Raw genomic sequence first — 21,970 nt, 5'->3', positions numbered from 1 at the left:
CTCAGGTGCTCGCGTCCACTGTGTTGGTTCTGAAGCAATGAACCGTCTGACCGCCCCTTTGTGGGCTGGGTCCGGTTCATCTTCATAGTGTTTCGGTGGTTATAGCGTTAGGGAAACGCCCGGTTACATTCCGAACCCGGAAGCTAAGCCTTTCAGCGCCGATGGTACTGCAGGGGGGACCCTGTGGGAGAGTAGGACGCCGCCGAACAATTTTTAGCCTCGGTCCCGAGTACATAGTGCTCGGGACCGAGGCATTTTTGCGTTCAGCCCCCATTTCCTTTCCCAGCTGTGTACGAAAGAGACGCACCAGTGGGCACGATCGGACGATGTGCCCGGTGACTCGTGCTGCGATATCTGTCCCTGCACTCGGGGGAGTTCACCTCGGAGCAGCTGGAGGCCTTCGACCGACAGCCCTTCGCCGCGCCCTCCCAACTGGTCGCCTATGCGGAGAATCCGACGCTCGTCACCGCCGCCTACACCGCCTTCGCCCTCGGCACGGTCCTGATGTGCCCGGCCGTGGCGACCTTTGCGCGGGTGATCGCCGTTCGCTTTCCTGGTCTGGCGTTCTGGGGCGGCACCTGCCTCATCCTCGGCTTGTTCGCGCGGCTCTACTTCGCCGGCATCGACCAGACGGCTTTCGAGCTGGTCGAGGAGCGAGGCACAGCCGAGGCGACCCACATCATGATGGACCTGTACGTGGACGTCTCCTACGGGCTGTGGAGGGTGCCCGTCATGGCGTCCATCGGGCAGGGCGTGGGGACGCTCCTGCTGGCCCTCGGCGCGTACGCGTACCGTACGGGTGTCTTCGGACCGGTGCGCGGGCTGCTGTTCTTGCTGCCGGGGATGGGGGCGGGCCGCGTGGACGCGGTTCGGGGACCGCGAACAGGTGGTGCTGGGGGCGGTGGCCGCCGTTGGCTGCCTTTTTCCGCACGGCCTGTGGATCGGTGCGCGCCGTGACGTCCTCAAGGGCCTGCGGGAGCGGGCCGAGCACCAGGAGCGGGAGCGGGCCGCCCGCGTCGAGGAGGCGCGCGCTCAGGAACGGGCCCGGATCGCGCGCGATATGCACGACATCGTGGCGCACCAGGTGTCGCTGATGGTCTGCACGCCGGGGCGCTGGAGGTCAACGCACGGGACGAGGCGACGGCGTCCGAGCCGCGGTGATCCGTGCGACCGGGCGCGAGGCCCTCGCCCAGCTGCGCGAGGTGCTGGGCGTCCTGACGCCGGCGCGGGACGGGGACATGGCTCCGGCCGCACCGCCGGCCGGGCTCAGGGATGTGGAGGACCTGGTGGACCGCTCCCGCGCGGCGGGCATTCCGGTCTCCCTCGACGTCGGTGGAACGGTCCGGCCGCTGCCCGACATGGTCGAACACGCCGCCCATCGGATCGTCCAGGAGGCGCTGACCAATGTGGGCAAGCATGCGGGCCGGGTCCCGACCGAGGTGGGGCTCCGCTACCTCCCTGCCGCCCTGGAGGTCACCGTCCACAACGCGGCCCCCTCCGGACCGGCCGACCCCCTGCCCGGGAGCAGGCTCGGCCTGGTCGGCCTGCGGGAGCGGGTCCAGCTGCTCGGCGGCGAGTTCGGCGCGCGGTCGCTGCCTGAGGGCGGTGAGGGCGGCTTCGCGGTGTCCGCGCGGCTCCCGGCGCCTGCTGTGGCCTCACCGGCACCGGCCGCGGAAGGAGAGCCCGTATGATCCGCGTCCTCATCGCCGATGACGAGGAACTGGTCAGGACCGGGCTCCGGCTCATCCAAGGACACCCCGCCGCGGGAACTCGCCCACGCCGTACGCGCTGTGGCGGCCGGGAACGTCATGCTGGCCCCCACCGTCACCAAGCAGATCGTCACGGCCTATGCCGCGCGGCGTCCCGCGAAGGCGCGCGAGGCGCGGGAGCGCCTGGCCGGGCTCACCGACCGGGAGGGCGCGGCGACACGGGCCCTCGCCCGCGGGCTGTCCAACGCCGAGATCGGCCGCGAGCTCCGGCTGACCGAGACCACCGTCAAGGCGCACATCAGCCGCTCCCTGACCAAGCTCAACCTCACCAACCGCGTCCAGCTGGCGATCCTCGTCCATGACGCGGGCTTGGCCGACGAGGGTGCGCCCGGGGACGGCTGACGGAAGAACTGGCGGGGTGTGCAGCCGTCAGCGCGACTCCTGGCCCGCCAGGGAGCGGTGCGGCCAGCGGGCTCGGGCCTGTTCCTGGGAGCGCATCAGAGCCAGTGTGGGGAGGCCCTGGTCCGCGCCCTGGGCGAGGAGGTCGGGGAGTGCCGGGAGCGGGGCCACGGCGGCGACGTCGTCCAGGACGAGGGTCAGTGGTGGGTCGAGCCGACCGGAGGATGACCGTTCGGCCATGCGCCGGCCGTGCTCGACCACGTGTGAGGCGAGTGCGGTCAGCAGCGGCATCGCACCCGGCTGGGTTCGGGGGTCCTCGATGGATTCGCCCATCAGATACAGGGTTCCCCCTTCGGCGACGAATGACTCCAGTGCGAGCGTGTCGGCGCGTCCCGGATTGCAGGCGTCCCGGATATGGATCGACGAGAGCGCGCCGAGGGCACGGGCGGTCAGCTCCTGGGCCATGTCGCGGCGTTCGCGGTGGGCGGTGAGCGTGGCCTCCAGCTCGCCGGCCGCGCCGCCCGCCGCCTTGGGATGCGTACGGAGGATCTTTACCGGCTCGTGGGCCGAACTGCCCTGCGCCCAGCGGTGCACATGGCGGAACGGCCGGCCGTCCACCGCGGCGGCGTGCAGCCAGCAGCGGAGCATCGTCTCCGCGGCCTCCGCCAGGGGCCGGTCCATGGCGTGCATGGGCCGTACGGGGGCGAGGAGGGCGGTGGCGCGGGCGGCCGCGATATCGCGGGAGCCGCAGTCCACCGCCGGGTTCCAGCGCAGCCGGGCGGGGGTGTCGAGCAGATGGGAGGGGTCGAAGACATGGGTGGGGCCGAGCTTGGCGCGGGTGTCCTTGGTCGTGGCCCAGAGCTTGGGATCGCTGGTGACGACCAGAACGGGGCCGACCGCCTCCAGAACGGCGTGGGCCGCGGACTCCCCGCGCTGGGCGCCGAAGAGGACACGGGAGCGGGCCAGCTCCCCGTCGGGGAGGGCGGCCGACGGCAGCGGGCCGCCGCGGGGGGTGGGGAGCGGCTGTGGTGCGGATGTCGGGTCGAGCGGGGCGTACAGGTCGTCCTGGGTCGGGGGAGTGGTCGTGCTCCCGGTGGGGGCGTCCCGTGCGGCGGCTCTCTGCTCGGTGATGTGGGGGTACGGCTCGGGGCCCGTTCCGGCGGACGCTTCGGCGGCGACGGCCTCGGTCGGGTGTCGGTGACCGGCGGCAGGTGCGATGGCGCCGTCGCCGGGGACCGCCTCGGTCGGGCCCGGCGCGGGGAGCCCACTGGGGCGGTCCGGAGCGGTGGTGCCGGGCGAACCCTCGGAAGGTCTTGCGGAGGCGGCTCCTGGGGCCGCTGAGACGCTTCCGGGGCCGGTGACGGACGGAGGAGCGGGCGTGGGCGGCACCTCGACGCCGGGGGCCGCCTCCACGCCCGTACCGTTGACCGGTGTCGGCGCGGTGCCGTCCTTCGCGGTCCTCGTGTCCTTGAGGCCGAGCCGTTTCGCCTCCGCCGCATTCGCGCGGGCGGCCGCGCGGGCGACGCGGCGCTGGGCGCGGACCGTCCGGTAGCGGGCCAGGGTGCCCATCACGAAGATCGTCAGAACGATCAGCACTATCAGCTCACTGATGAAGATGCCCCAGAACAGCCCGTACCCCGACAGCTGGTCCTTCGGGGTGTCGGGCCAGGCCGCCGCCAGGTCCTGGGGCTCCTGGAGCAGATGGCGCAGCGCCACCGGTGCGCGCATGAAGGTCAGGTTGTCCGGCCAGGCGCCGCGGGCGAAGAGCCCGGCCAGCCCGGTCGCCGACCACATCAGGCCGAGCGTGCCCAGCAGGAGGGCGATGGCGCCGATCAGCAGGCCGTCCGGAATGCCGCGTTCCGCGGACGGAGGCCCTCCGTGCTCCGCGGGCCCGCCGTGATTCTGTCCCGCCGCCATCTCACGCCACCGTGGACCCGTACGACGGCCCGCCGTAGGTGTCCGCCTCCGCCGCCTCGACCGCCGCGGCGGCGCGCTCCTCGGCCTCCGCCTCGACCGCCATCTGTACGGCCAGTGCGTCCTCCGTCATCGCCCGGTCGGTGTAGACGAGGGGCCGCTCGGCCTCGGTGATCAGGTGTTTGACGACCTGTACGTTGCCGTTGACGTCCCATACCGCGATACCGGGGGACAGCGTGGGGATGATCTCGACGGCCCAGCGGGGCAGGCCAAGGACGCGGCCGGTGGCCCGTGCCTCGTCCGCCTTCTGGGCGTAGATCGTCCGGGTGGAGGCCATCTTGAGGATGGCCGCGGCCTCCCGGGCCGCCGCGCCGTCGACCACGTCGGAGAGATGGTGGACGACGGCGACGAACGACAGGCCGAGCCGCCGCCCGAACTTCAGCAGCCGCTGGAAGAGCTGGGCGACGAAGGGCGAGTTGATGATGTGCCACGCCTCCTCGACCAGGAAGATGCGCTTCTTACGGTCGGGACGGATCCAGGTGTGCTCCAGCCAGACGCCCACGATGGCCATCAGGATCGGCATCGCGATCGAGTTGCGATCGATATGGGACAGGTCGAAGACGATCAGGGGTGAGTCCAGATCGATTCCGGCCGTGGTGGGGCCGTCGAACATACCGCGCAGATCGCCGTCGACCAGCCGGTCCAGCACCAGGGCGACATCGAGGCCCCAGGCCCGTACGTCGTCTATATCGACGTTCATCGCCGCCGCCGACTCCTCCTCGGGGTGGCGCAACTGCTCCACGATGTCGGTCAGCACCGGCTGGCGGTCGACGACGGTCTCGTTGACATAGGCGTGCGCGACCTTCAGGGCGAACCCGGAGCGCTCGTCGAGGCCATGCCCCATCGCGACCTCGATGATCGTGCGGAGCAGGGCGAGCTGACCGGTCGTGGTGATCGCCGGGTCCAGGGGGTTCAGACGGATACCGCCGTCCAGGGCCGCCATGGGGTCGAGCCGGATGGGCGTTATCCCCAGCTCCTGCGCGATGAGGTTCCATTCGCCGACGCCGTCCTCGCCCTGGGCGTCGAGCACCACCACCTGGCGGTCGCGGAACCGCAGCTGGCGCAGGACATAGGTCTTCTCCAGGGCCGACTTGCCGTTACCGGACTCGCCCAGCACCAGCCAGTGGGGGGCCGGCAGCTGCTGGCCGTAGAGCTGGAAGGGGTCGTAGATATAGCCCTTGCCGGAGTAGACCTCACGGCCGATGACCACCCCAGAGTCGCCGAGGCCGGGGGCCGCGGTGGGGAGATAGACGGCCTGGGCCTGGCCGGTGGAGGTGCGCACGGGCAGCCGCGTCGTCTCCACCTTTCCGAAGAGAAAGCTGGTGAACGCATCGGTGATGGCGCTCATCGGATCGGCCACGGCGGAGCCCCTATCGTCCCTGTCGTCCCAGTCGTGTCTATCAGCTCTATGGGCTGTATCGGCTCTGTCTGCTCTGTCTGTTCTATCGGCGGATACCGGTCGCGAACGGCAGCGTGTTCACAAAGGCCCGGTGGTGCTCGCGGTCGCACCACTCCAGCTTGAGGTAGCTCTTCCCCGCCGAGGCGCGGATGGTCCGCTTGTCGCGCGCGAGGGCCTCCGGCGACCGGGAGGACACGGTGATGTAGCCGACGAGGTTGACGCCCGCGGCACCGCTGGCGAGGTCCTCGCCGCGCTGGTCGAGCCGGCCGTGGGCGGCGATGTCGCGCGGGTCCACGGTGCGGTTCATCTTCGCGGCGCGGCTGGCCTCGGCCTCGTCGTTGGTCTTCTCGGTGAGCATCCGCTCGATGGCGACCTCGGTGGGCTCGAGGTCCATACAGACGGCGACCGTACGGATGACATCGGGGGTGTGGACGAGCAGCGGGGCGAGGAAGTTGACCCCGACGGGCGTCATGGGCCACTCCTTCACCCAGGCCGTGGAGTGGCACCAGGGCTCACGGGTGCTCGACTCCCGGGTCTTGGCCTGGAGGTAGGTGGGCTCCATGGCGTCCAGCTCGGCGGGCCAGGCGTTCCGCTTGGTCATCGCCTGGATGTGGTCGATGGGGTGGTCCGGGTCGTACATGGAGTGGATGAGTGAGGCCAGCCGCCCCTGCCCCAGGGGTTGGCGCACCCGGATGTCGGCCTCGGCGAGCCGGGCGCAGATGTCGGTCAGCTCACGGGCCATCACCACGGCGAGGCCCGCGTCCTTGTCGAGCCGCCGGCCGCCGCCGCTGTGGCGGGCGGCGCGCGCGATGGCCTGGGCCTCGGCGGCCAGGTCGCGGGTGTAGTGCATACAGGCGACGAGATAGGCGCGATGCTGCTCGGAGGAGGTGGAGACCATGGACTGCAACTGGTCGTAGGAGTCCTTGAGCCAGTTGGGGGCCTGGTCGTCGCCGCGCCGCTCGACGTCCTTGGCGTGCGCGTCGGGGTCGGCGGGGAGTGTGCGGGCCAGCATCTGGAGGCGGGTCACGAAGCCGTCGCCGTTGGCCACATGCTTGAGCAGGGTGCCGAACCGGTCGACGAGGGCCTCCTGGTCCTCGCTGTCGCGCAGTCCGACACCGGGGCCCTCGATCTCGATGGCGGCGGTGACGGTGCGGCGGTCGGCGTGCAGGAGCACGGCGATCTCGTCGGGGCCGAAGGGGGCGGCCAGCCAGTTGATCCGGCCGATGCCGGGGGGCGGACCGACCTCGATCTCACGGCCGTCCAGGCGGGTGCCGGCCTCGGCGGCGCCGGAGCGGTAGGCGGTGGTGCCCTTACGGATGCTGCGCTTGAAGGAGCGGTTGATCTCGAACCAGCGGTAGAACGTCCGCCCGTTGTACGGGACGTACACGGCGGCGAGGGCGAGGGTGGGGAAGCCGACCAGGGCGGTGATGCGGAACATCAGCACCGGCACCAGCAGCCCGCACATCATCCCGATGAACGCCCCAGCGATGATCAGCCCGATCTCGCCGGTCTCGCGGTTCTTGCCGACGATCGCGTTCGGGCGGGGGCGCCCGATCAGATATGTGCGACGGGGCGCGATGGGGTGCGACTGGGCGTCGATCGTCACCGCCGGTCACCTCCCGAGTTGTTGCCGGAGCCGCGGTTCGTGGCGGAGCCGCCGCCGGAGCCTCCGGTGTGGCCGGTGCGGCTGGCGGGGGCGGGGGAGGCGCCCCCGCCACCTCCGCCGCCGCTGGTGCGGGTGGAGTGGGCGGCCACACCGCCGGAGACGGGGTTGGCGGGCTTGGCCTGCCCCGGGGCGCCGCCGCCTCCGCCGGTCTCGCCTCCGCCGCGGGCGCTGTGGGTGTTGATGCCCTGCTTCACCAGGGCGGCGGGGGAAGTGATGACGGCGGCGGCCTGGCGGGACGCGGGGTCGGAGCTGGCGCTGCGGGCCTTGACGATCTCATCACCGAAGCCGGGCACGAAGCGGTAGATCATCGCGCTGGCGAAGATGGCGAGGATGATGATGGACAGGCCGGAGACGACGGCCGAGAAGGCGTCGGGTTTGTCGCCGTTGGTGGAGAGCGCGCCGGCGAGGGCCAGGACGGTGATGATCACCGGCTTGACGAGGATCACGGCGATCATGATCCCCGCCCAGCGGCGCACATGGCCCCACATGTTCTTGTCGACGAGGCCCGCGTAGACGGCGGTGCCGAGCAGCGCGCCCACATAGAGGAGGGCGGCGCGGATGACGAGCTCGAGGCACAGGACACCGGCGGCGAGGATCGTCACCAGCGAGACGACGATGAGCATGATCGGGCCGCCACCGATGTCCTCGTCCCGCTTGAGCGCTTGGGAGAACGAGCCGAAGAAGGCGTCGTTGTCCGCGCCGGTGCCGGAGGCGATGGCGTCGGTGACGGCGTCGGTCGCGGTGACGACCGTATAGAGGATGAGGGGGGTGAAGGCGGAGGCCAGGACCGTCAGCCAGAGGAAACCTATGGCTTCGGAGAGCGCCTCGCCGAGGGGGACGCCGCGGATGGCGCGCTTGGCGACGGCGAGGAGCCAGAGGATGAGGGTGAGGACGGTGGAGGCGGCGAAGACGACGGCGTACTGGCGGAGGAAGGCCTCGTTGGTGAAGTCGACGTTGGCCGTCTCCTTGACGAGCTTGGAGAGCTTGCCGACGAGCCAGGAGGCGGCGTCGGCGCAGCCGCGGGCGAGGGAGGCGGCGGGGTCGAGGGGGTTGGAGGGGTCGGGGGGGCCGCTGGAGCCTCCGGAATCCTTGCCACAGGGTGCGGGGCCGATGATGTCGCCGCAGTGACCATCGTCCGACGGGCTCGGGGTGGGGCTCGGCGCCGCCACGGCGCGGCTGGCCAGCAGGACGGCGGCCGTCTGCACGGACGCCAGGGCTCCGGCGAGGGTGAGAGCGCGTCGGCGGGGGCTAGCGGGCATAGGTGAACCCTCCGTACTGCTCGACTGCCTTGGCGATCTCGTCGGCTGTGGACGCGGTGCGGTCGCTGTTGACCGGGGCTGGACCGGCCTTCTGCGAGTAGCTCTCGGCCTTCCAGTCGTTGTTCACCCATCGCAGCTTGAGCGTCAGGGTGAACCAGTCGTTGGTGACCGGGTTCTTCGACCCCTCTCCGGCCGTGCCGAACACGCCGGTGCACCAGACCGCGACGGTCGCGCTGGTGCCCGAGAACTTGCCGACCTTGGTGCCCAGAGGGGCGGTGCGCGAGACGTAGGTCATGCCGTCGGCGGCCTTGCCGTTGGCGTCCAGGCCGATTCTCTCCAGGGACGCCGCGGAGTAGGCCTTGTCGAGCCTGGTCTGGAGCCGGTCGGCGGCCGCGTTGGTGAAGATCTGGGGGACGAGCTCATGGCGCCGGTCGCGGTTGTACATATCGGCGGACCCCAACGCCACCGCGTAGTTCGCCGCCGCGCTCTGGGCGCCTTGCTCCGATTTGGCGAAGCCCGAGGCGATGTCGGTCGTGGCGTTCTTGCCGTCGACCGGGCGCTCGCCCGTGGGGGCGGTGGGCTGGGCTTCGGTGCCGCCCCCGCCGGTGTCGCCGCCGCCGCTGGAGCCGCCGTCCTTGCCGTCGCCGCGGTTGACGAAGGCGATGGCCGCGAGGAGGAGGACGATGACGCCGACCACGGTGATCAGGTTGCGGCTGGGCTTGGGGCGGCCGGGGGCTCGGCGGGGTGGACCGTAGGGGTCGCCGTCGCCCTCGGGCAGGCGGGTGCGCGTCAGGTGACCTTCGGGGGCCGCGCCGCGGCCGCGGCGCGCGTCATGGCCCTCGTAGTCACCGCCGTATCCGTCGTCGCCGCCGAGACTCATCCTGCGTACGCCCCTTCACCCGTGCCGAGCCTGCCAGGCCTGCTGATCCCGCCGATCCTGGCGATCCCGGCGATTCTGCCGACCGCGTCATCCATGGTCTCTCTTCCGTCACCCGCATACGAAGGTAACGGTGAGGACTGACGCTCGGGCGCGCTGGTGTGAGTGGACATCAAGCTGACACGACCTCAGCGTGGTGAGCGGGAGCGGGCATCAGGGAGCAGCCTCGGGTACGGGGGTGTGGGGCTGGTAGGGGGAATCGGGAGCGGAGGCTTGCGGCCAGGGGTGTGCGCCCCGCGTGGAGGGGCGGCTCGGGGGCGGGCGGGGACGCGGCTAGATGGCCATGCCGTACACGATCGTGAAGAGCGTGCCCAGTGATCCGATGATGAACACACCGGTCAGGCCCGCGACGATCAGCCCCTTGCCCTGCTCCGCGCTGAAGGTGTCCCGTAGGGCCGTCGCGCCGATCCGCTGCTTGGCCGCGCCCCAGATGGCGATGCCGAAGCACAGCAGCAGTGCGACCGCCATCACGACCTCGATCATGACGCGGGCCTCGCTGCCCAGGCTGCCGAACGGACCCCAGTCTGGGGCGATTCCGCCGATGATGGTGTTGATGTCGCCCTTTTCGGCCGCTAGGAACATGATGAACTCACCGCCCCTTGTGGGTTGTTGTGTCTCTTCGCCGGCATGGCGTGGGTCAGCCTCTATCTTCGCTGATGAATCCGCTTCCGCATGTCGACTTGGCGGCATTTCTTGGCGGATCTCGTGCGTGTTGTGGGACACGCCCGTCCAGCGGCCGTGTGAGGCATGTCAACGGAGTGTCGTATGGTCACTCTGTGTATCACGCGGGTGGGCGTCGGGCAACGATCCGTGAGGGGCTGACGGGTAAGCCCCTTGGCGCAGCGGCATCAGTCGCCCGGGGGCGTCAGTCGTCCTCCGCGAGGTCCGCGAAGTCGTCGAACTCGCCCGCCTTGACGCCCTTGATGAACGCGTCCCACTTGGCCCGGGTCGTGACGACGACGGTCTCCGGGTCGTTGCTCTCGCGCATCAGGATCTGGTCGTCGGGGCCCACGGCCACCTCGAGGTAGGCGGCGCCCTCCGGGAGGTCGGCGGGTGCGGCCCGCTGCCAGTCGAGCTCTTGCCAGTCGAGCCGTGTCATCTGCGGTCCCCAGGGTCGTTGGTGCTCGGACGGCTGGACTCTACGCGTTCCGCGCCCCCGCGAGAGGCGGCCGAGGAGGGGCGGTGAGGCGTGCGGGGCGGGTCGGCGGCGCACAAGGGGGCGCGCGTCGGCGGCCGCCGCATGGTTTCGGCTGGGGAGCGGCTGATTTTCGCCGTGCGAGCGGAAACGCGTTCGCATGGCGCGTGAATGGGGGAGGATGGCCGGGTGCGTAAGGTCTGGCTGGGTGTCAGTGTCGGTCTCGGAGTCTCCTTTTCCTTCGTCGCGCTGCTCGTCGTCGGTACCTATATGGTCGCGGCGGACCTCGTCGGCGGTGCCGGCGGTAAGGCCGTCGGGCTGGCCAAGGGCGCCGTTCCCGCCACATACGAACCGCTCATCCAGCGGTACGGGAACTCCTGCCCGGCCATCAACCCCGCGCTCCTCGCCGCGCAGCTCTACCAGGAGAGCGGCTGGAACGCGAAGGCGCAGAGCCCGGCCAACGCCAAGGGGATAGCGCAGTTCATCCCCGCCACCTGGGCCTCGCACGGGGTCGACGGCAACAAGGACGGCGTCAAGGACATCTGGGACCCGCAGGACGCGATCCCGTCGGCGGCCGCCTATGACTGCTCGCTCGCCAAGTACGTCAAGGATGTGCCGGGCAATCAGACGCACAACATGCTGGCCTCGTACAACGCGGGCGCCTATGCCGTGATCAAGTACGGCGGGGTGCCTCCTTACCGCGAGACCCAGAACTACGTGAAGACCATCACCACCCTCGCCAAGAGCTTCGAGGCGCCGATCCAGAAGGTCCAGCCCTCGCAGCAGTCGGCCGGGGCGATCTACTTCGCGCAGAAGCAGCTCGGCAAGCCCTATCTCTGGGGCGGGAACGGCACGCCGGAGGAGGGCGGGCGGTTCGACTGCTCGGGGCTGACGAAGGCGGCGTACAAGACGGTCGGCATCGATCTGCCGCGCGTCGCCAACGACCAGTGGAACGCCGGACCGCACCCCAAGCGGAGCGAGCTGCTCCCCGGCGATCTGGTCTTCTTCGCCTACGACCTCGACGACCCGAGATCGATCCACCACGTGGGGATCTATGTGGGCGGCGGCTACATGATCAACGCGCCCTACACCGGTGCGGTGATCCGTTTTGACAAGATCGACTCGCCGGACTACATCGGTGCTACACGGGTGACTCAGGATGGCGCGAAAGCGCTGCCGCGGGCGAACCCCGCGTAAGGATTCCCTCTGAGCTGCGACGATCGGTCACCCTTCGATAACGTCCCGGTGATCGTTGGGTGGAGTACGGAACCCCTGGCGAGAAGAGGGCGTTCCCTGGAGGTGGATCGAGGCGCGGATCAGCGTGGATCGACGGCGGATTCTCCGGCGCCGGTCGCGTTGCCACGGCTCGCAAGGCATTACGGGGGTTGGCAGCTGCACGTAGTGACAGGCAAGAGATAAGGGGCCACGGCATATGGCTGGACTCGCACTGGACGGGTCGAACCCCGATGTCAGCCTTCTCTACGACATCAACGGGCTGGCGAAGGACGCCCCACACTGGTTCGACCGCGTCATGGAGTTCGTCGGCGAGTACGGGATCATCATCGGGCTCGTCCTGGTGACCCTGGCCGCCTGGTGGAGCGTCCGCAAGCGGCCGCAGGAGGCGCCGTCCGCCGTCGCCGGGCTGATGTGGGCCCCGCTGGCCGCCGGGCTGGCGCTGGTTGCCAACATCCCCATCCGCGGCTTTGTCGAGCGGCCCAGGCCCTTCAAGGACCATCAGGGGCTCGACGTCCTGGTGGCGGGCAAGACCGACTTCTCGTTCGTCAGCGACCACGCGACGCTGACCATGGCGGTCGCCGTCGGCGTCTTCATGGCCCATCGCGCCTATGGGGTCGCCGCCATAGGGCTCGCGCTGCTGGAAGGGTTCTGCCGCGTCTATATGGGCGTCCACTACCCGACCGACGTCATCGGCGGGTTCGCCCTCGGGACGGCGGTCACGCTGCTGCTTGCGCCGCTCGCGATGATGCTGCTGACCCCGCTGACCAGGGCCGTCGCGGGTTCGCGCGTCGGCCGGCTGGTGCGGGCCGAGCCTGCCGCTACCGACGAGGACGCGGACGAGGCACGCGCGGAGCTCGCCGAGTCCCGCTCGGTGGGCCGCGACCACGGGAACAAGGACCTGGCGGCCTAAGCGCTCCGCTGGAAGTGCCGCGATGCGTCGTCGGTCGACTGCGGCGCCGTCGTGGCTGGTCGCGCCCGCGCGGCGGAGCCGCACATCGACACGGCCCCGCGCCCCTTCGGGGCGCTGCCCGAACCGTAGCGGACTTCCTCCGACCTGCTTGGCGGCACCCTTACGGACGCCACGAACACGCATACGAAGAAGGCCCGGCGGCTGCCGGGCCTTCTTCATCTCCGGGGGCCAGCTGAACCTCCGCGGTCCCGCAAGTCCCTGGCAGAGAACCTCACAGCGCCTGCGGGAAGTCGAAGAGCCGGTCCGGGTCGTAACGCTTCTTCACCCGCGTCAGCTTGTCGGCGGCCGAGCCGTAGTAGGCCGAGCGCCAGTCCTTCAGCGACGCGTCCGTGTAGTTCTGGTACGCCGCCCCGGAGGCGTACCGCCGCATCGCCTTATGGGCGCCGTCCAGCCAGGCGTTGCCCGCGGTGCCCGAGCCGCCGGCCGCCCAGGACGCGGTGTACTGCGCGAGGAACCGCGAGCGGCGGTGGACGAAGGACGTGGCCGTGGGCGAGACCCGGTTGACCGCCCCGCCGAGCGCGGTGAGCGCGATGCTGACCGCGCCCCCGCCGCCGGTGCGCCGCCCGTAGCGCTCCAGCTGGTCCAGCATGGCCCGGACGCCCGCCTGGCTCAGCGAGCGGTCGAAGAAGTCCGAACGCGCCGCGTAGGTCTCGCGGTTCAGCGTCCCGGAGGTGCTGCGGCCGGGCTTGTCGCCGGGCAGATGGCAGTTGGCCGTGGAGGTGTCGCCGCAGCCCGCGTACATCCGCATGGCGTCCACGTAGCCGCGGCGGCGCAGGCTGACCTGCGAGGCGGGGCCGGGGCCGCCCGGTCCGTCGGCGAGCTTGTCCACCGCGTTCTGTAGCGCGCCGTAGGTGCCGAGTGAGAAGCAGCTGATGGAGACGGTGGGGGTGCGTCCGGGGGCGGCCGACAGATGCAGCGCCGACCAGATCTCGTCCGGCTGGTCCGGGCCCCACTTCTGCCAGGCGCTCAGCACCTTCGCGGCCTTGGACCATGGCCATGACATGTAACAGGTCACGCCGTCGGCCGCGTCATGCGTACGGAAGCGCAGTTCGGTGACGACGCCGAAGTTGCCGTTGCCCGCGCCGCGCAGCGCCCAGAACAGCTCGGCCTCGCGGCTCTTGGAGACCTCCAGGGCCTTGCCGTCCGCGGTGACGATGGTGGCACCCGTAAGGCTGTCGGCGGTCAGCCCGTACGCCCGGGAGACCACACCGTGGCCGCCGCCGAGGGTCAGTCCGGATATGCCGACGCTCGGGCAGGAGCCGCCGGGGACGGTGACTCCGCGAGCGCCCAGCTTCGTGTAGACGTCGATGAGTTTGGCCCCGGCGCCGATCCGCGCCTCACCGGACGTCGTACGGATCGAGGAGAGCGCGGAGACGTCGATGACGAGGCGGCCGTCGCCGCTCGACCAGCCGGCGTAGGAGTGACCGCCGTTGCGGATCGCGACGGCGGCGCCATGGCGCCGGGCGAAGTCCAGACAGGCGGATATGTCCGAGGTGTTCTCCGTATAGGCGACGGCGGCCGGGCGGAGATGGTCGAAGCGGGTGTTGTAGAGCCGGCTGGCCGAGGTGTAGTCGGAGTCCCCGGGCCGCACCAGGTCGCCCTGGAGGTCCTTGCCGAGCGCGCTCCAGTCCGCGGACTTCGGCTTGCCGTCGACGGCGCGGCGGCTGCCGCTCGCCGAGGCCGAACGGGCGTCCGGCGCCGAGGAGGAGGAGCCGACCGGGCTCGTGTCACCGCCGGCCTTCCCCGCGTCATCGTCGCACGCGGTGACCCCTGTGGCGGTGGCCGCCAGCCCCGTGCCCGCTGCCAGCAGTGTCCGCCGGTTCATGGCGGTGTCCCCTCCCTGTCGACGCTGCTCCCAACCGTCGACCGGGCCATCGCGAGGCCGGCCCGGTCCTTTGGTCAGAGGGGCCGACCGGGGGGTGTGGTTCCGCTCCTGGCCGAAGAGTTGTCGGGGGACGGACAACCCACATCAATCGGACGAGTCCGATCGTCGCTAATCGGACGAGTCCGGTGAATCGCTTGTGCCGGACCGGGAGTGACGGCTCGTCGCATGGTCCGCCGCGTCATCGCGGGCGAGAGCTCTGGCGCGACGGGCCGGACCGGACCAGCCGCAGGTGCAGCGGGCGATGGAGAACGAGCCCCGCTCCACGGTGGTGGTGCGGTTCCGGCCGGGGCCTATGTCGCCTGAGTCGAGCACATGACCACGCTACCGGGCCGTGACGAGCCGCCGGTGTGGATCGTTAAACGAACAAGTACCAAGCGGGACGAGCGTGGCCAGGGGGTCGGCGGTCGATGGTGTTCCAGCAGCGCGGGCTCGGCGTACGGAGACGGGTGAGAGCGGTCGCCGGGGTCGTGTCGGGTGGCCTGCTGGCCGTGTCGCTGGCGACCGTGAGCGGCTGCACCACCGAGACGGCGGCCGATGAACGACCGGGCGGCACCGCGCGCGAGAGCGCGGTCACGGCCCTGCACCGCGCCGCGGATGTGCTGGTCGAGTCGGGCAGCTCACGGGTCCGTACGACCATGGAGACGGCGACGGGCGGCACCCGCGTGTCCATCCGGGGCGCCGGCGCGTATGACTTCGAGAAGCGGCTGGGACGGCTGCGGCTGCTGCTGCCGAGGGACGCGATGGGGACCGCCGAGCATGCGCCGATCACCGAACTCCTGACCTCCGGGGCGCTTTTCATGCGCAATCGCGGTGCGGGCATTCCCCGCGACAAATGGGTGCGAGTGGATACGACGGACATTCCCGACGGCAATCTGGTCACCGGCGGGGCCACGGATCCACTGACCGCCGCCGAGCTGCTGCGTGGGGTGCGCGAGGCCAGCCTGGTCGGCGAGGAGGGGCTCGGCGGGGATCTGGTGCGCCACTACCGCGGCACCACCGACATCGGCCGGGCGGCGCGGGCCGCCTCGCAGGGCGCGCGGGGATCGCTGGTGGCCGCGGCCAGGGGGTTCGACGAGAGCACGGTGCGCTTCGACGCGTATCTCGACGGGCTCGGCAGGCTGCGCGAGGTGCGCCACCGGTTTACGGTGACCAGCCGGGCCGACGGCCAGGAGGCGGCGGAGCGCCCGGACGCCGCCGGGCGGCGGCGCGGCGAACTGGGGGTCGCCTCCACCACGGAGCTTTACGACTTCGGGACCCGCGCCGAGGTTGAGCTCCCCAAGCCCACGGATATCTACACAGGGAAGGTCGGATCACCTCAGAAGTAGTCGGAGGGGCCCGCTTTGCCCTTCGAAATGGCCCATCCGTGCCATGCGCGGAGTGTGTACCGCTCCCTACGCTGGGAAGCCGCTGCTCGAAAGTGCTCGCAGGTGCTCGCTGGAGGAGGTGAAACACGTGGTTGCGCGTCGCGGCTCGTCGGGCCCGGACCCCGTGGCCCTCGTCGAAATCGATCTCTATGGTGACTTGATGATCGCTGCGTCGAGCGCGGACGAGGACAGGCTCAGTACGGACCGTATCGACGAGGTGCTCCGGGTGCAGGCCGACCGATCAGATTCGGCCGAGGGGACCACGGGCGCCAAGGCAAACGGGAAGGCCGCCGGGGACGGGAAGCGTTCCGAGAAGGCGAAGCGCGTGGACAGGGAGAAGCGCGCAGAGGAGACGAAGCGCGCCGAGGAGGCGGAGCCGGCCGAGGAGGCGAAGGCCGCCCCGGAGGCCGGTGCCGGGAGCCCGGACGCCCCGTAGCGGACGCCCCCGGACGCCCCCGGGCGACGTCGATGCCGCCGTCTCGTCGGCGGGTGCCCAGCGGCCCCGTCCGGCGAGAGGCGAGCCGACGGTCATGTCCACGCCCGGGAACGGGCCCCACGTCCGGGAATGGGCCCCCGCCCGGGGAGCAGGCCCGCACGCCCGGGGAACGGCCCGCACCGGCGCTGACCCGCGGGGCGGGCGGCCCGTGCCGCCGCTCAGGTCCGCAGCAGCCGGGCGATCGCCGCCGTGGCCTCGGCCACCTTGGCGTCGACCTCTCCCGTGCCCTCCGCCTCGCCCTGGGCGGCGCTCTCCACGGCCGCGCTGGCGACACAGTGGCGCAGATGCTCCTCGAGCAGCTGGAGGGCGAAGGACTGGAGCGCCTTGGTGCTCGCCGAGACCTGGGTGAGTATGTCGATGCAGTAGACGTCTTCCTCGACCATCCGCTGCAATCCCCTGATCTGGCCCTCGATCCGGCGCAGCCGCTTCAGGTGCTGATCCTTTTGTTTGGCGTATCCATGCCCACCGTGGGGTACGGAGTCCTGGGCGGAGGTGTGCCCGGACGCCTGGCCCCGCTCGTCGCCGTCGGTGGGCGCGGTGGTGTCGGCCGCCGAGGTCGTCATGGCTTCCTCCCGTTGATTACGCAATGTCCGCATATACCCCCCGTGGGTATATGGTACCGCCTTTTCCGGTCGAACCGGGCCCCCGTGCTGAGCACTCTGCCCAATGGGCGACACTGGGAACGCCGGTTACCGTGGCCGGAAGATGCGCCTAGCATCGTCGAGTCCCCCATCCGCTGCATCCGAGGATCCCCAGTGCGCTTTCGTCTGACCCCCAGGGAGACGAGCTTTTACGACATGTTCGCCGCGTCCGCGGACAACATCGTGACCGGCTCCAAGCTCCTGATGGAACTGCTCGGGGCGGACTCCTCCGCTCGTGCCGAGATCGCGGAGCGGATGAGGGCCGCGGAGCACGCGGGGGACGATGCGACGCACGCGATCTTCCACCAGCTGAACTCCTCCTTCATCACGCCGTTCGACCGCGAGGACATCTACTCCCTGGCCTCGTCCCTCGACGACATCATGGACTTCATGGAGGAGGCCGTCGACCTGGTCGTCCTCTACCAGGTCGAGGAGCTGCCCAAGGGCGTCGAGCAGCAGATCGAGGTGCTGGCGCGGGCGGCCGAGCTGACCGCCGAGGCGATGCCGAATCTGCGCACCATGACCAACCTCACGGAGTACTGGATCGAGGTCAACCGGCTGGAGAACCAGGCGGACCAGATCCACCGCAAGCTCCTTGCCCACCTCTTCAACGGCAAGTACGACGCCATCGAGGTGCTCAAACTCAAGCAGATCGTCGATGTGCTGGAGGAGGCGGCCGACGCCTTCGAGCATGTGGCGAACACGGTCGAGACCATCGCCGTCAAGGAGTCCTGAGCCCGGGCATGGACACCTTCGCGCTTGTCGTGACCATCGCGGTCGCGCTGTTCTTCACCTATACCAACGGCTTCCATGACTCGGCCAACGCCATCGCGACCTCGGTCTCCACCCGGGCGCTGACCCCACGGGCGGCGCTCGCGATGGCCGCCGTGATGAACCTCGCGGGTGCCTTCCTGGGCAGCGGTGTCGCCAAGACCGTCAGCGAGGGCCTGATCGCCACCCCCACCGGCGACCAAGGCATGATGATCTTGTTCGCCGGACTGGTCGGCGCGATCACCTGGAACATGGTGACCTGGTACTACGGTCTGCCGTCCTCCTCCTCGCACGCGCTGTTCGGCGGGCTGGTCGGCGCGGCGCTCGCCGGGGCGAGCACGGTCCACTGGGACGGGGTGCTGGAGAAGATCGTCATCCCGATGGTCCTCTCGCCCCTCGTCGGCCTGGTGCTCGGCTACTTCGTGATGGTGGTCATCCTCTGGATCTTCCGTGACGCGAACCCGCACAAGGCCAAGCGCGGCTTCCGGATAGCGCAGACCGTCTCGGCGGCGGGCATGGCGCTCGGCCACGGCCTCCAGGACGCCCAGAAGACCATGGGTGTCGTGGTGATGGCCCTGGTCATCGGGGGTGTCGAGGACGAGGGCGACGCGATTCCGGTGTGGGTGAAGATCTCCTGCGCCGCGATGCTGTCGCTCGGCACCTACGCGGGCGGCTGGCGCATCATGCGCACGCTGGGACGGCGGATCATCGAGCTGGACCCGCCGCAGGGGTTCGCGGCGGAGACCACGGCGGCAGGCGTCATGTACACGGCGTCGTTCATGTTCCAGGCGCCCATCTCGACCACCCATGTCATCACCTCGGCGATCATGGGCGTGGGGGCGACCAAGCGGGTGAGCGCGGTCCGCTGGGGGGTCGCGAAGAACATCATCCTCGGCTGGTTCATCACCATGCCCGCGGCGGCCGGAGTCGCCGCGCTCAGCTACTGGATCGTCAACCTGGCCTTCGGCTGACCGCAGCGCAAGCTGACCGCCGTACAAGTAAGACCGGGCCCATGAGCGGGCCCATGAAAGTGGGCCCGCCCCCGGGAGCCAGGGGCGGGCCCTTCGTCTTGCGGTGGCACCGCCATGCAGCACCGCAGGACGTTCTGTCCTCGCCGGTCGTGCGAGGGGCCTGGGTCAGCCGAAGCGGCCGGAGATGTAGTCTTCGGTCGCCTGCACCGACGGGTTGGAGAAGATCCGCTCGGTCTCGTCGATCTCGATGAGCTTGCCCGGCTGGCCGACACCGGCCAGGTTGAAGAAGGCCGTACGGTCCGAGACGCGCGCCGCCTGCTGCATGTTGTGCGTCACGATGACGATCGTGAAGCGCTCCTTGAGCTCACCGATCAGGTCCTCGATGGCGAGCGTGGAGATCGGGTCGAGCGCCGAGCAGGGCTCGTCCATCAGCAGCACATCGGGCTCGACCGCGATGGCGCGGGCGATGCACAGCCGCTGCTGCTGACCGCCGGAGAGCCCGGCGCCCGGCTTGTTGAGCCGGTCCTTGACCTCGTTCCACAGGTTGGCGCCCTTGAGGGACTTCTCGACGACGTTCTCGAGCTCGTTCTTCTTGTACGAGCCGTTGAGCTTCAGCCCGGCGGCCACGTTCTCGAAGATGGACATCGTCGGGAACGGGTTGGGGCGCTGGAAGACCATGCCGACCGTGCGCCGCACGGAGACCGGGTCCACCCCCGAGCCGTAGAGGTTCTCGTCGTCGAGCATCACCTTGCCCTCAACACGTCCGCCGAGGGTGACCTCGTGCATCCGGTTGAGGGTGCGCAGGAAGGTGGACTTGCCGCAGCCCGACGGGCCGATGAAGGCGGTCACCGAGCGGGGCTCGACGGTCATCGAGATGTCCTCGATGGCCTTGTGGCTGCCGTAGTAGGCGGTGAGCCCGCTGACGTCGATTCGCTTGGCCATGTGAATCACTTCTCTTCTTCTTGGCCTCAGCGGCCGGACTTCGGGGCCTTCCAGCGGGCGATGCCGCGGGCCACCAGGTTCAGGATCATGACGAAGGCGATGAGCACGAGCGCCGCTGCCCAGGCCCGGTTGAAGGAGGCCTCGTTGCCGAGCTGCCACTGCTCGTAGATGTAGTAGGGCAGCGACGACTGGGCGCCTTCGAACGGGTTGTTGTTGATCCCCGTGGCACCGAAGACCAGCAGCACGATGGGCGCGGACTCACCGGCGATACGGGCGACCGCGAGCATCACACCCGTGGTGATCCCGCCGATCGCGGTGGGCAGCACCACCTTGAGGATGGTGCGCCACTTGGGCACGCCGAGCGCGAGGGACGCCTCACGCAGCTCGTCCGGGACCAGCTTGAGCATTTCCTCGGTCGAGCGGACGACGATCGGCATCATCAGGATGGCCAGCGCCATGGCACCGGCGAAGCCCGAGTAGCTGAAGCCGAGAATGATGATCCAGAAGCTGAGGATGAACAGACCGGCGACGATCGAGGGGATACCCGTCATCACGTCGACGAAGAAGGTGACGGCCTTGGCGAGCCGGCCGCGGCCGTACTCCACCAGGTAGATGGCGGTCAGCAGGCCGATCGGCACGGCGATCAGCGCGGCGAGGCCGACCTGCTCCAGGGTGCCGATGATCGCGTGGTACGCGCCACCGCCGGGCAGGATCGTCTGCACGCCCTCCATGGAGTGGGCCAGGAAGTAGCCGTCGAGCACGGTCCGGCCCCGGTCGATGGTCTCCCAGATCAGGGAGAGCAGCGGGACGACGGCGAGCAGGAAGCAGACCCAGACCAGGCTGGTGGCCAGCCGGTTCCTGGCCTGCCGGCTGCCCTCGACCACGGCGCCCGCGGCGTACGAGCCGATGATGAAGACCAGGGCGGCGAGCAGGCCCATCTGGAACGGGTTGCCCATGCCGAGGGCGGTGCCGAGGCCCGCTCCGAGGGCCAGCGAGACCACGACCAGGGCGTACGGGGCCCATCCGGGCAGCCGGGCCTGCTGGAGGCTCGAGCCGTGGCGCGTGGCGTTCTTGTCAGCGACAGTGCTCATGCCGTGCCCCTTACATTCGCTCCGCTGCGCCAGCAGCTGATGTGACTGTCGCCCACGCGGCGCAGAGGTGCGGCCTTCGTCGTCGTCTGCGGCCTGGCGGCCGCGCGTGCGTCGCTCATGCCGCGGTCCCCGAGTACTCCTTGCGGCGGGCGATGATCAATCGCGCGGCGCCGTTGACCAGCAGGGTGATGACGAACAGCACCAGACCGGAGGCGATCAGCGCGTCACGGCCGTCGTTGCCGGCCTCCTTGAAGCGGCTGGCGATGTTCTGGGCGAAGGTGCCGCCACCCGGGTCCAGCAGGCTGGTCTCGATCAGGAAGTTGGGGGACAGCACGGTGGCGACCGCCATGGTCTCGCCGAGCGCACGGCCCAGGCCCAGCATCGAGGCGCTGATGATGCCGGAGCGGCCGAACGGGAGGACGGCCATCCGGATGACCTCCCAGCGGGTGGCGCCGAGCGCCAGCGCCGCCTCCTCGTGCATCTTCGGGACCTGCCGGAACACCTCGCGGCTCACGCTGGTGACGATCGGCAGGATCATGATCGCCAGCAGGATGCCGACGGTGAACAGGGAGCGCGCGGCGCCGCCCTGGTAGCTGAGGATCCCGGTCCAGCCCAGGTAGTCGTCGAACCAGGTGTACAGCCCGGTCAGATGCGGCACGAGGAAGAGCGCGCCCCACAGGCCGTAGACGATGCTGGGGACCGCGGCGAGCAGGTCGATCACATAGGCGACCGGGGTGGCCAGCCGGCGCGGCGCGTAGTGCGAGATGAACAGCGCGATGCCCACCGCGATCGGGACCGCGATGACCATGGCGATGATCGAGCTGACCACCGTGCCGTAGGCGAGGACGGCGATGCCGAACCGCATCGGCGAGGAGCCGGTGTTCCACTCGAAGTAGGTGAGGAAGTTGGCCTCGTCCTTGGAGATCGCGATGGCGGCGCGGTAGGTGAGGAAGGCCGCGATGGCCGCCATGATCACCAGGAGAGCGATACCGGAGCCCCGGGAGAGGCCGAGGAAGATCTTGTCACCGGCGCGGCCGGTGGGGCGGGTCCTGACCTTTGGCGGTGACCCTGCGGCTGATGATGTGGGTTCTATATCCGTTTTCATGAGTTCTCCGGTCTGCGGAG

22 protein-coding genes, 1 rRNA gene and 1 pseudogene are annotated in these 21,970 nt (G+C 70.0%); 11 read left to right on the top strand and 13 right to left on the bottom strand.

Annotated features, from left to right (window positions below; genetic code table 11):
• Positions 1–91 precede the first annotated feature (91 nt).
• From rrf to ACT2CW_RS46250, 5 genes and pseudogenes are all read left to right on the top strand, one after another.
• Positions 92–208: ribosomal RNA gene (rrf, locus tag ACT2CW_RS46270) — 5S ribosomal RNA — on the top strand.
• Between the two features lie 134 nt (positions 209–342).
• Positions 343–957: a hypothetical protein gene (locus tag ACT2CW_RS46265; protein ID WP_445520914.1), complete on the top strand. Its 615-nt coding sequence runs from the start codon at positions 343–345 to the stop codon at positions 955–957.
• Positions 887–1,099: pseudogene (locus tag ACT2CW_RS46260) on the top strand (histidine kinase); the annotation flags it as partial. The gene ACT2CW_RS46265 and the pseudogene ACT2CW_RS46260, both read left to right, overlap by 71 nt.
• Before the next feature lie 58 nt (positions 1,100–1,157).
• Entirely contained in the window at positions 1,158–1,691 is a 534-nt protein-coding gene (locus ACT2CW_RS46255; RefSeq protein WP_445520913.1) for a sensor histidine kinase, read from the top strand.
• Positions 1,692–1,709: 18 nt separating this feature from the next.
• On the top strand, positions 1,710–2,111 hold the full coding sequence (locus ACT2CW_RS46250) for a LuxR C-terminal-related transcriptional regulator (protein WP_445520912.1): 402 nt from the start codon (positions 1,710–1,712) through the stop codon (positions 2,109–2,111).
• Between the two features lie 27 nt (positions 2,112–2,138).
• Here the strand turns inward: ACT2CW_RS46250 and ACT2CW_RS46245 are convergent, their stop codons facing one another.
• From ACT2CW_RS46245 to ACT2CW_RS46215, 7 genes are all read right to left on the bottom strand, one after another.
• Positions 2,139–4,025, bottom strand: coding sequence for a hypothetical protein (locus tag ACT2CW_RS46245; protein WP_445520911.1), 1,887 nt, complete (start codon positions 4,023–4,025; stop codon positions 2,139–2,141).
• Between the two features lies 1 nt (position 4,026).
• The gene (locus ACT2CW_RS46240; RefSeq protein WP_037955082.1) at positions 4,027–5,430 is read right to left on the bottom strand and encodes an ATP-binding protein; all 1,404 of its coding nucleotides are present in this window, start codon (positions 5,428–5,430) and stop codon (positions 4,027–4,029) included.
• Positions 5,431–5,524: 94 nt separating this feature from the next.
• Positions 5,525–7,081 (bottom strand): SCO6880 family protein, encoded by a 1,557-nt coding sequence (locus tag ACT2CW_RS46235; RefSeq protein ID WP_138915993.1) that lies wholly within the window; start codon positions 7,079–7,081, stop codon positions 5,525–5,527.
• 2 nt (positions 7,082–7,083) lie between these two features.
• Positions 7,084–8,406, bottom strand: coding sequence for a hypothetical protein (locus ACT2CW_RS46230; RefSeq protein ID WP_445520910.1), 1,323 nt, complete (start codon positions 8,404–8,406; stop codon positions 7,084–7,086).
• Positions 8,396–9,286 (bottom strand): hypothetical protein, encoded by an 891-nt coding sequence (locus ACT2CW_RS46225; protein WP_445520909.1) that lies wholly within the window; start codon positions 9,284–9,286, stop codon positions 8,396–8,398. Before ACT2CW_RS46225 ends, ACT2CW_RS46230 begins: the two co-directional genes overlap by 11 nt.
• Positions 9,287–9,616: 330 nt before the next feature.
• The gene (locus ACT2CW_RS46220) at positions 9,617–9,925 is read right to left on the bottom strand and encodes a hypothetical protein (protein ID WP_009716148.1); all 309 of its coding nucleotides are present in this window, start codon (positions 9,923–9,925) and stop codon (positions 9,617–9,619) included.
• 283 nt (positions 9,926–10,208) lie between these two features.
• The gene (locus ACT2CW_RS46215) at positions 10,209–10,442 is read right to left on the bottom strand and encodes a DUF397 domain-containing protein (protein ID WP_164432044.1); all 234 of its coding nucleotides are present in this window, start codon (positions 10,440–10,442) and stop codon (positions 10,209–10,211) included.
• A gap of 225 nt (positions 10,443–10,667) precedes the next feature.
• Between ACT2CW_RS46215 and ACT2CW_RS46210 the strand changes: the two genes are divergently transcribed.
• A complete protein-coding gene (locus ACT2CW_RS46210) occupies positions 10,668–11,675 on the top strand; it encodes a bifunctional lytic transglycosylase/C40 family peptidase (protein WP_037954960.1) in 1,008 nt (335 codons plus the stop codon).
• A gap of 235 nt (positions 11,676–11,910) precedes the next feature.
• Positions 11,911–12,624 (top strand): phosphatase PAP2 family protein, encoded by a 714-nt coding sequence (locus ACT2CW_RS46205; RefSeq protein WP_445520908.1) that lies wholly within the window; start codon positions 11,911–11,913, stop codon positions 12,622–12,624.
• 271 nt (positions 12,625–12,895) lie between these two features.
• Here ACT2CW_RS46205 and ACT2CW_RS46200 read toward each other — a convergent pair whose 3' ends face one another.
• Positions 12,896–14,509 (bottom strand): FAD-binding oxidoreductase, encoded by a 1,614-nt coding sequence (locus ACT2CW_RS46200; RefSeq protein WP_445520907.1) that lies wholly within the window; start codon positions 14,507–14,509, stop codon positions 12,896–12,898.
• Positions 14,510–14,677: 168 nt separating this feature from the next.
• Complete coding sequence (locus ACT2CW_RS46195; RefSeq protein ID WP_164432048.1) at positions 14,678–14,881, bottom strand: hypothetical protein; 204 nt, start codon at positions 14,879–14,881, stop codon at positions 14,678–14,680.
• A gap of 95 nt (positions 14,882–14,976) precedes the next feature.
• Here ACT2CW_RS46195 and ACT2CW_RS46190 point away from each other — a divergent pair, with 95 nt between their 5' ends.
• The gene (locus tag ACT2CW_RS46190; protein WP_445520906.1) at positions 14,977–15,894 is read left to right on the top strand and encodes a hypothetical protein; all 918 of its coding nucleotides are present in this window, start codon (positions 14,977–14,979) and stop codon (positions 15,892–15,894) included.
• Positions 15,895–16,093: 199 nt separating this feature from the next.
• Positions 16,094–16,369: a hypothetical protein gene (locus tag ACT2CW_RS46185; protein ID WP_445520916.1), complete on the top strand. Its 276-nt coding sequence runs from the start codon at positions 16,094–16,096 to the stop codon at positions 16,367–16,369.
• Between the two features lie 218 nt (positions 16,370–16,587).
• On the opposite strand, the gene ACT2CW_RS46180 is transcribed toward ACT2CW_RS46185, so the two are convergent.
• A complete protein-coding gene (locus ACT2CW_RS46180) occupies positions 16,588–16,992 on the bottom strand; it encodes a metal-sensitive transcriptional regulator (RefSeq protein WP_020869543.1) in 405 nt (134 codons plus the stop codon).
• Between the two features lie 192 nt (positions 16,993–17,184).
• On the opposite strand from ACT2CW_RS46180, the gene ACT2CW_RS46175 reads away from it, so the two are divergent.
• The gene (locus ACT2CW_RS46175; RefSeq protein WP_030837909.1) at positions 17,185–17,805 is read left to right on the top strand and encodes a DUF47 domain-containing protein; all 621 of its coding nucleotides are present in this window, start codon (positions 17,185–17,187) and stop codon (positions 17,803–17,805) included.
• A gap of 8 nt (positions 17,806–17,813) precedes the next feature.
• Positions 17,814–18,812 (top strand): inorganic phosphate transporter, encoded by a 999-nt coding sequence (locus tag ACT2CW_RS46170; protein ID WP_164432051.1) that lies wholly within the window; start codon positions 17,814–17,816, stop codon positions 18,810–18,812.
• A gap of 165 nt (positions 18,813–18,977) precedes the next feature.
• On the opposite strand, the gene pstB is transcribed toward ACT2CW_RS46170, so the two are convergent.
• The 3 genes from pstB to pstC all read right to left on the bottom strand — a co-directional run bounded on the left by pstB (position 18,978) and on the right by pstC (position 21,950).
• On the bottom strand, positions 18,978–19,754 hold the full coding sequence (gene pstB / locus ACT2CW_RS46165) for a phosphate ABC transporter ATP-binding protein PstB (RefSeq protein WP_164432053.1): 777 nt from the start codon (positions 19,752–19,754) through the stop codon (positions 18,978–18,980).
• Positions 19,755–19,780: 26 nt separating this feature from the next.
• Entirely contained in the window at positions 19,781–20,845 is a 1,065-nt protein-coding gene (pstA, locus tag ACT2CW_RS46160) for a phosphate ABC transporter permease PstA (RefSeq protein WP_138914564.1), read from the bottom strand.
• 115 nt (positions 20,846–20,960) lie between these two features.
• Entirely contained in the window at positions 20,961–21,950 is a 990-nt protein-coding gene (gene pstC, locus ACT2CW_RS46155; protein ID WP_445520905.1) for a phosphate ABC transporter permease subunit PstC, read from the bottom strand.
• Between the last annotated feature and the right edge of the window lie 20 nt (positions 21,951–21,970).

The sequence above is a fragment of the Streptomyces sp. NEAU-174 genome, from assembly GCF_052665095.1.
This window is presented reverse-complemented; position numbering and strand designations above follow the sequence as displayed.

Bases quoted from the DNA above. Each gene is read 5' to 3' on its own strand.
- pstA (WP_138914564.1), bottom strand. From the start codon at position 20,845: ATGAGCACTGTCGCTGACAAGAACGCCACGCGCCACGGCTCGAGCCTC.
- ACT2CW_RS46170 (WP_164432051.1), top strand. From the start codon at position 17,814: ATGGACACCTTCGCGCTTGTCGTGACCATCGCGGTCGCGCTGTTCTTC.
- ACT2CW_RS46240 (WP_037955082.1), bottom strand. From the start codon at position 5,430: ATGAGCGCCATCACCGATGCGTTCACCAGCTTTCTCTTCGGAAAGGTG.
- ACT2CW_RS46220 (WP_009716148.1), bottom strand. From the start codon at position 9,925: ATGTTCCTAGCGGCCGAAAAGGGCGACATCAACACCATCATCGGCGGA.
- ACT2CW_RS46200 (WP_445520907.1), bottom strand. From the start codon at position 14,509: ATGAACCGGCGGACACTGCTGGCAGCGGGCACGGGGCTGGCGGCCACC.
- ACT2CW_RS46180 (WP_020869543.1), bottom strand. From the start codon at position 16,992: ATGACGACCTCGGCGGCCGACACCACCGCGCCCACCGACGGCGACGAG.
- ACT2CW_RS46225 (WP_445520909.1), bottom strand. From the start codon at position 9,286: ATGAGTCTCGGCGGCGACGACGGATACGGCGGTGACTACGAGGGCCAT.
- pstC (WP_445520905.1), bottom strand. From the start codon at position 21,950: ATGAAAACGGATATAGAACCCACATCATCAGCCGCAGGGTCACCGCCA.
- ACT2CW_RS46245 (WP_445520911.1), bottom strand. From the start codon at position 4,025: ATGGCGGCGGGACAGAATCACGGCGGGCCCGCGGAGCACGGAGGGCCT.
- pstB (WP_164432053.1), bottom strand. From the start codon at position 19,754: ATGGCCAAGCGAATCGACGTCAGCGGGCTCACCGCCTACTACGGCAGC.
- ACT2CW_RS46185 (WP_445520916.1), top strand. From the start codon at position 16,094: ATGATCGCTGCGTCGAGCGCGGACGAGGACAGGCTCAGTACGGACCGT.
- ACT2CW_RS46215 (WP_164432044.1), bottom strand. From the start codon at position 10,442: ATGACACGGCTCGACTGGCAAGAGCTCGACTGGCAGCGGGCCGCACCC.
- ACT2CW_RS46190 (WP_445520906.1), top strand. From the start codon at position 14,977: ATGGTGTTCCAGCAGCGCGGGCTCGGCGTACGGAGACGGGTGAGAGCG.
- ACT2CW_RS46230 (WP_445520910.1), bottom strand. From the start codon at position 8,406: ATGCCCGCTAGCCCCCGCCGACGCGCTCTCACCCTCGCCGGAGCCCTG.
- ACT2CW_RS46205 (WP_445520908.1), top strand. From the start codon at position 11,911: ATGGCTGGACTCGCACTGGACGGGTCGAACCCCGATGTCAGCCTTCTC.
- ACT2CW_RS46250 (WP_445520912.1), top strand. From the start codon at position 1,710: ATGACGAGGAACTGGTCAGGACCGGGCTCCGGCTCATCCAAGGACACC.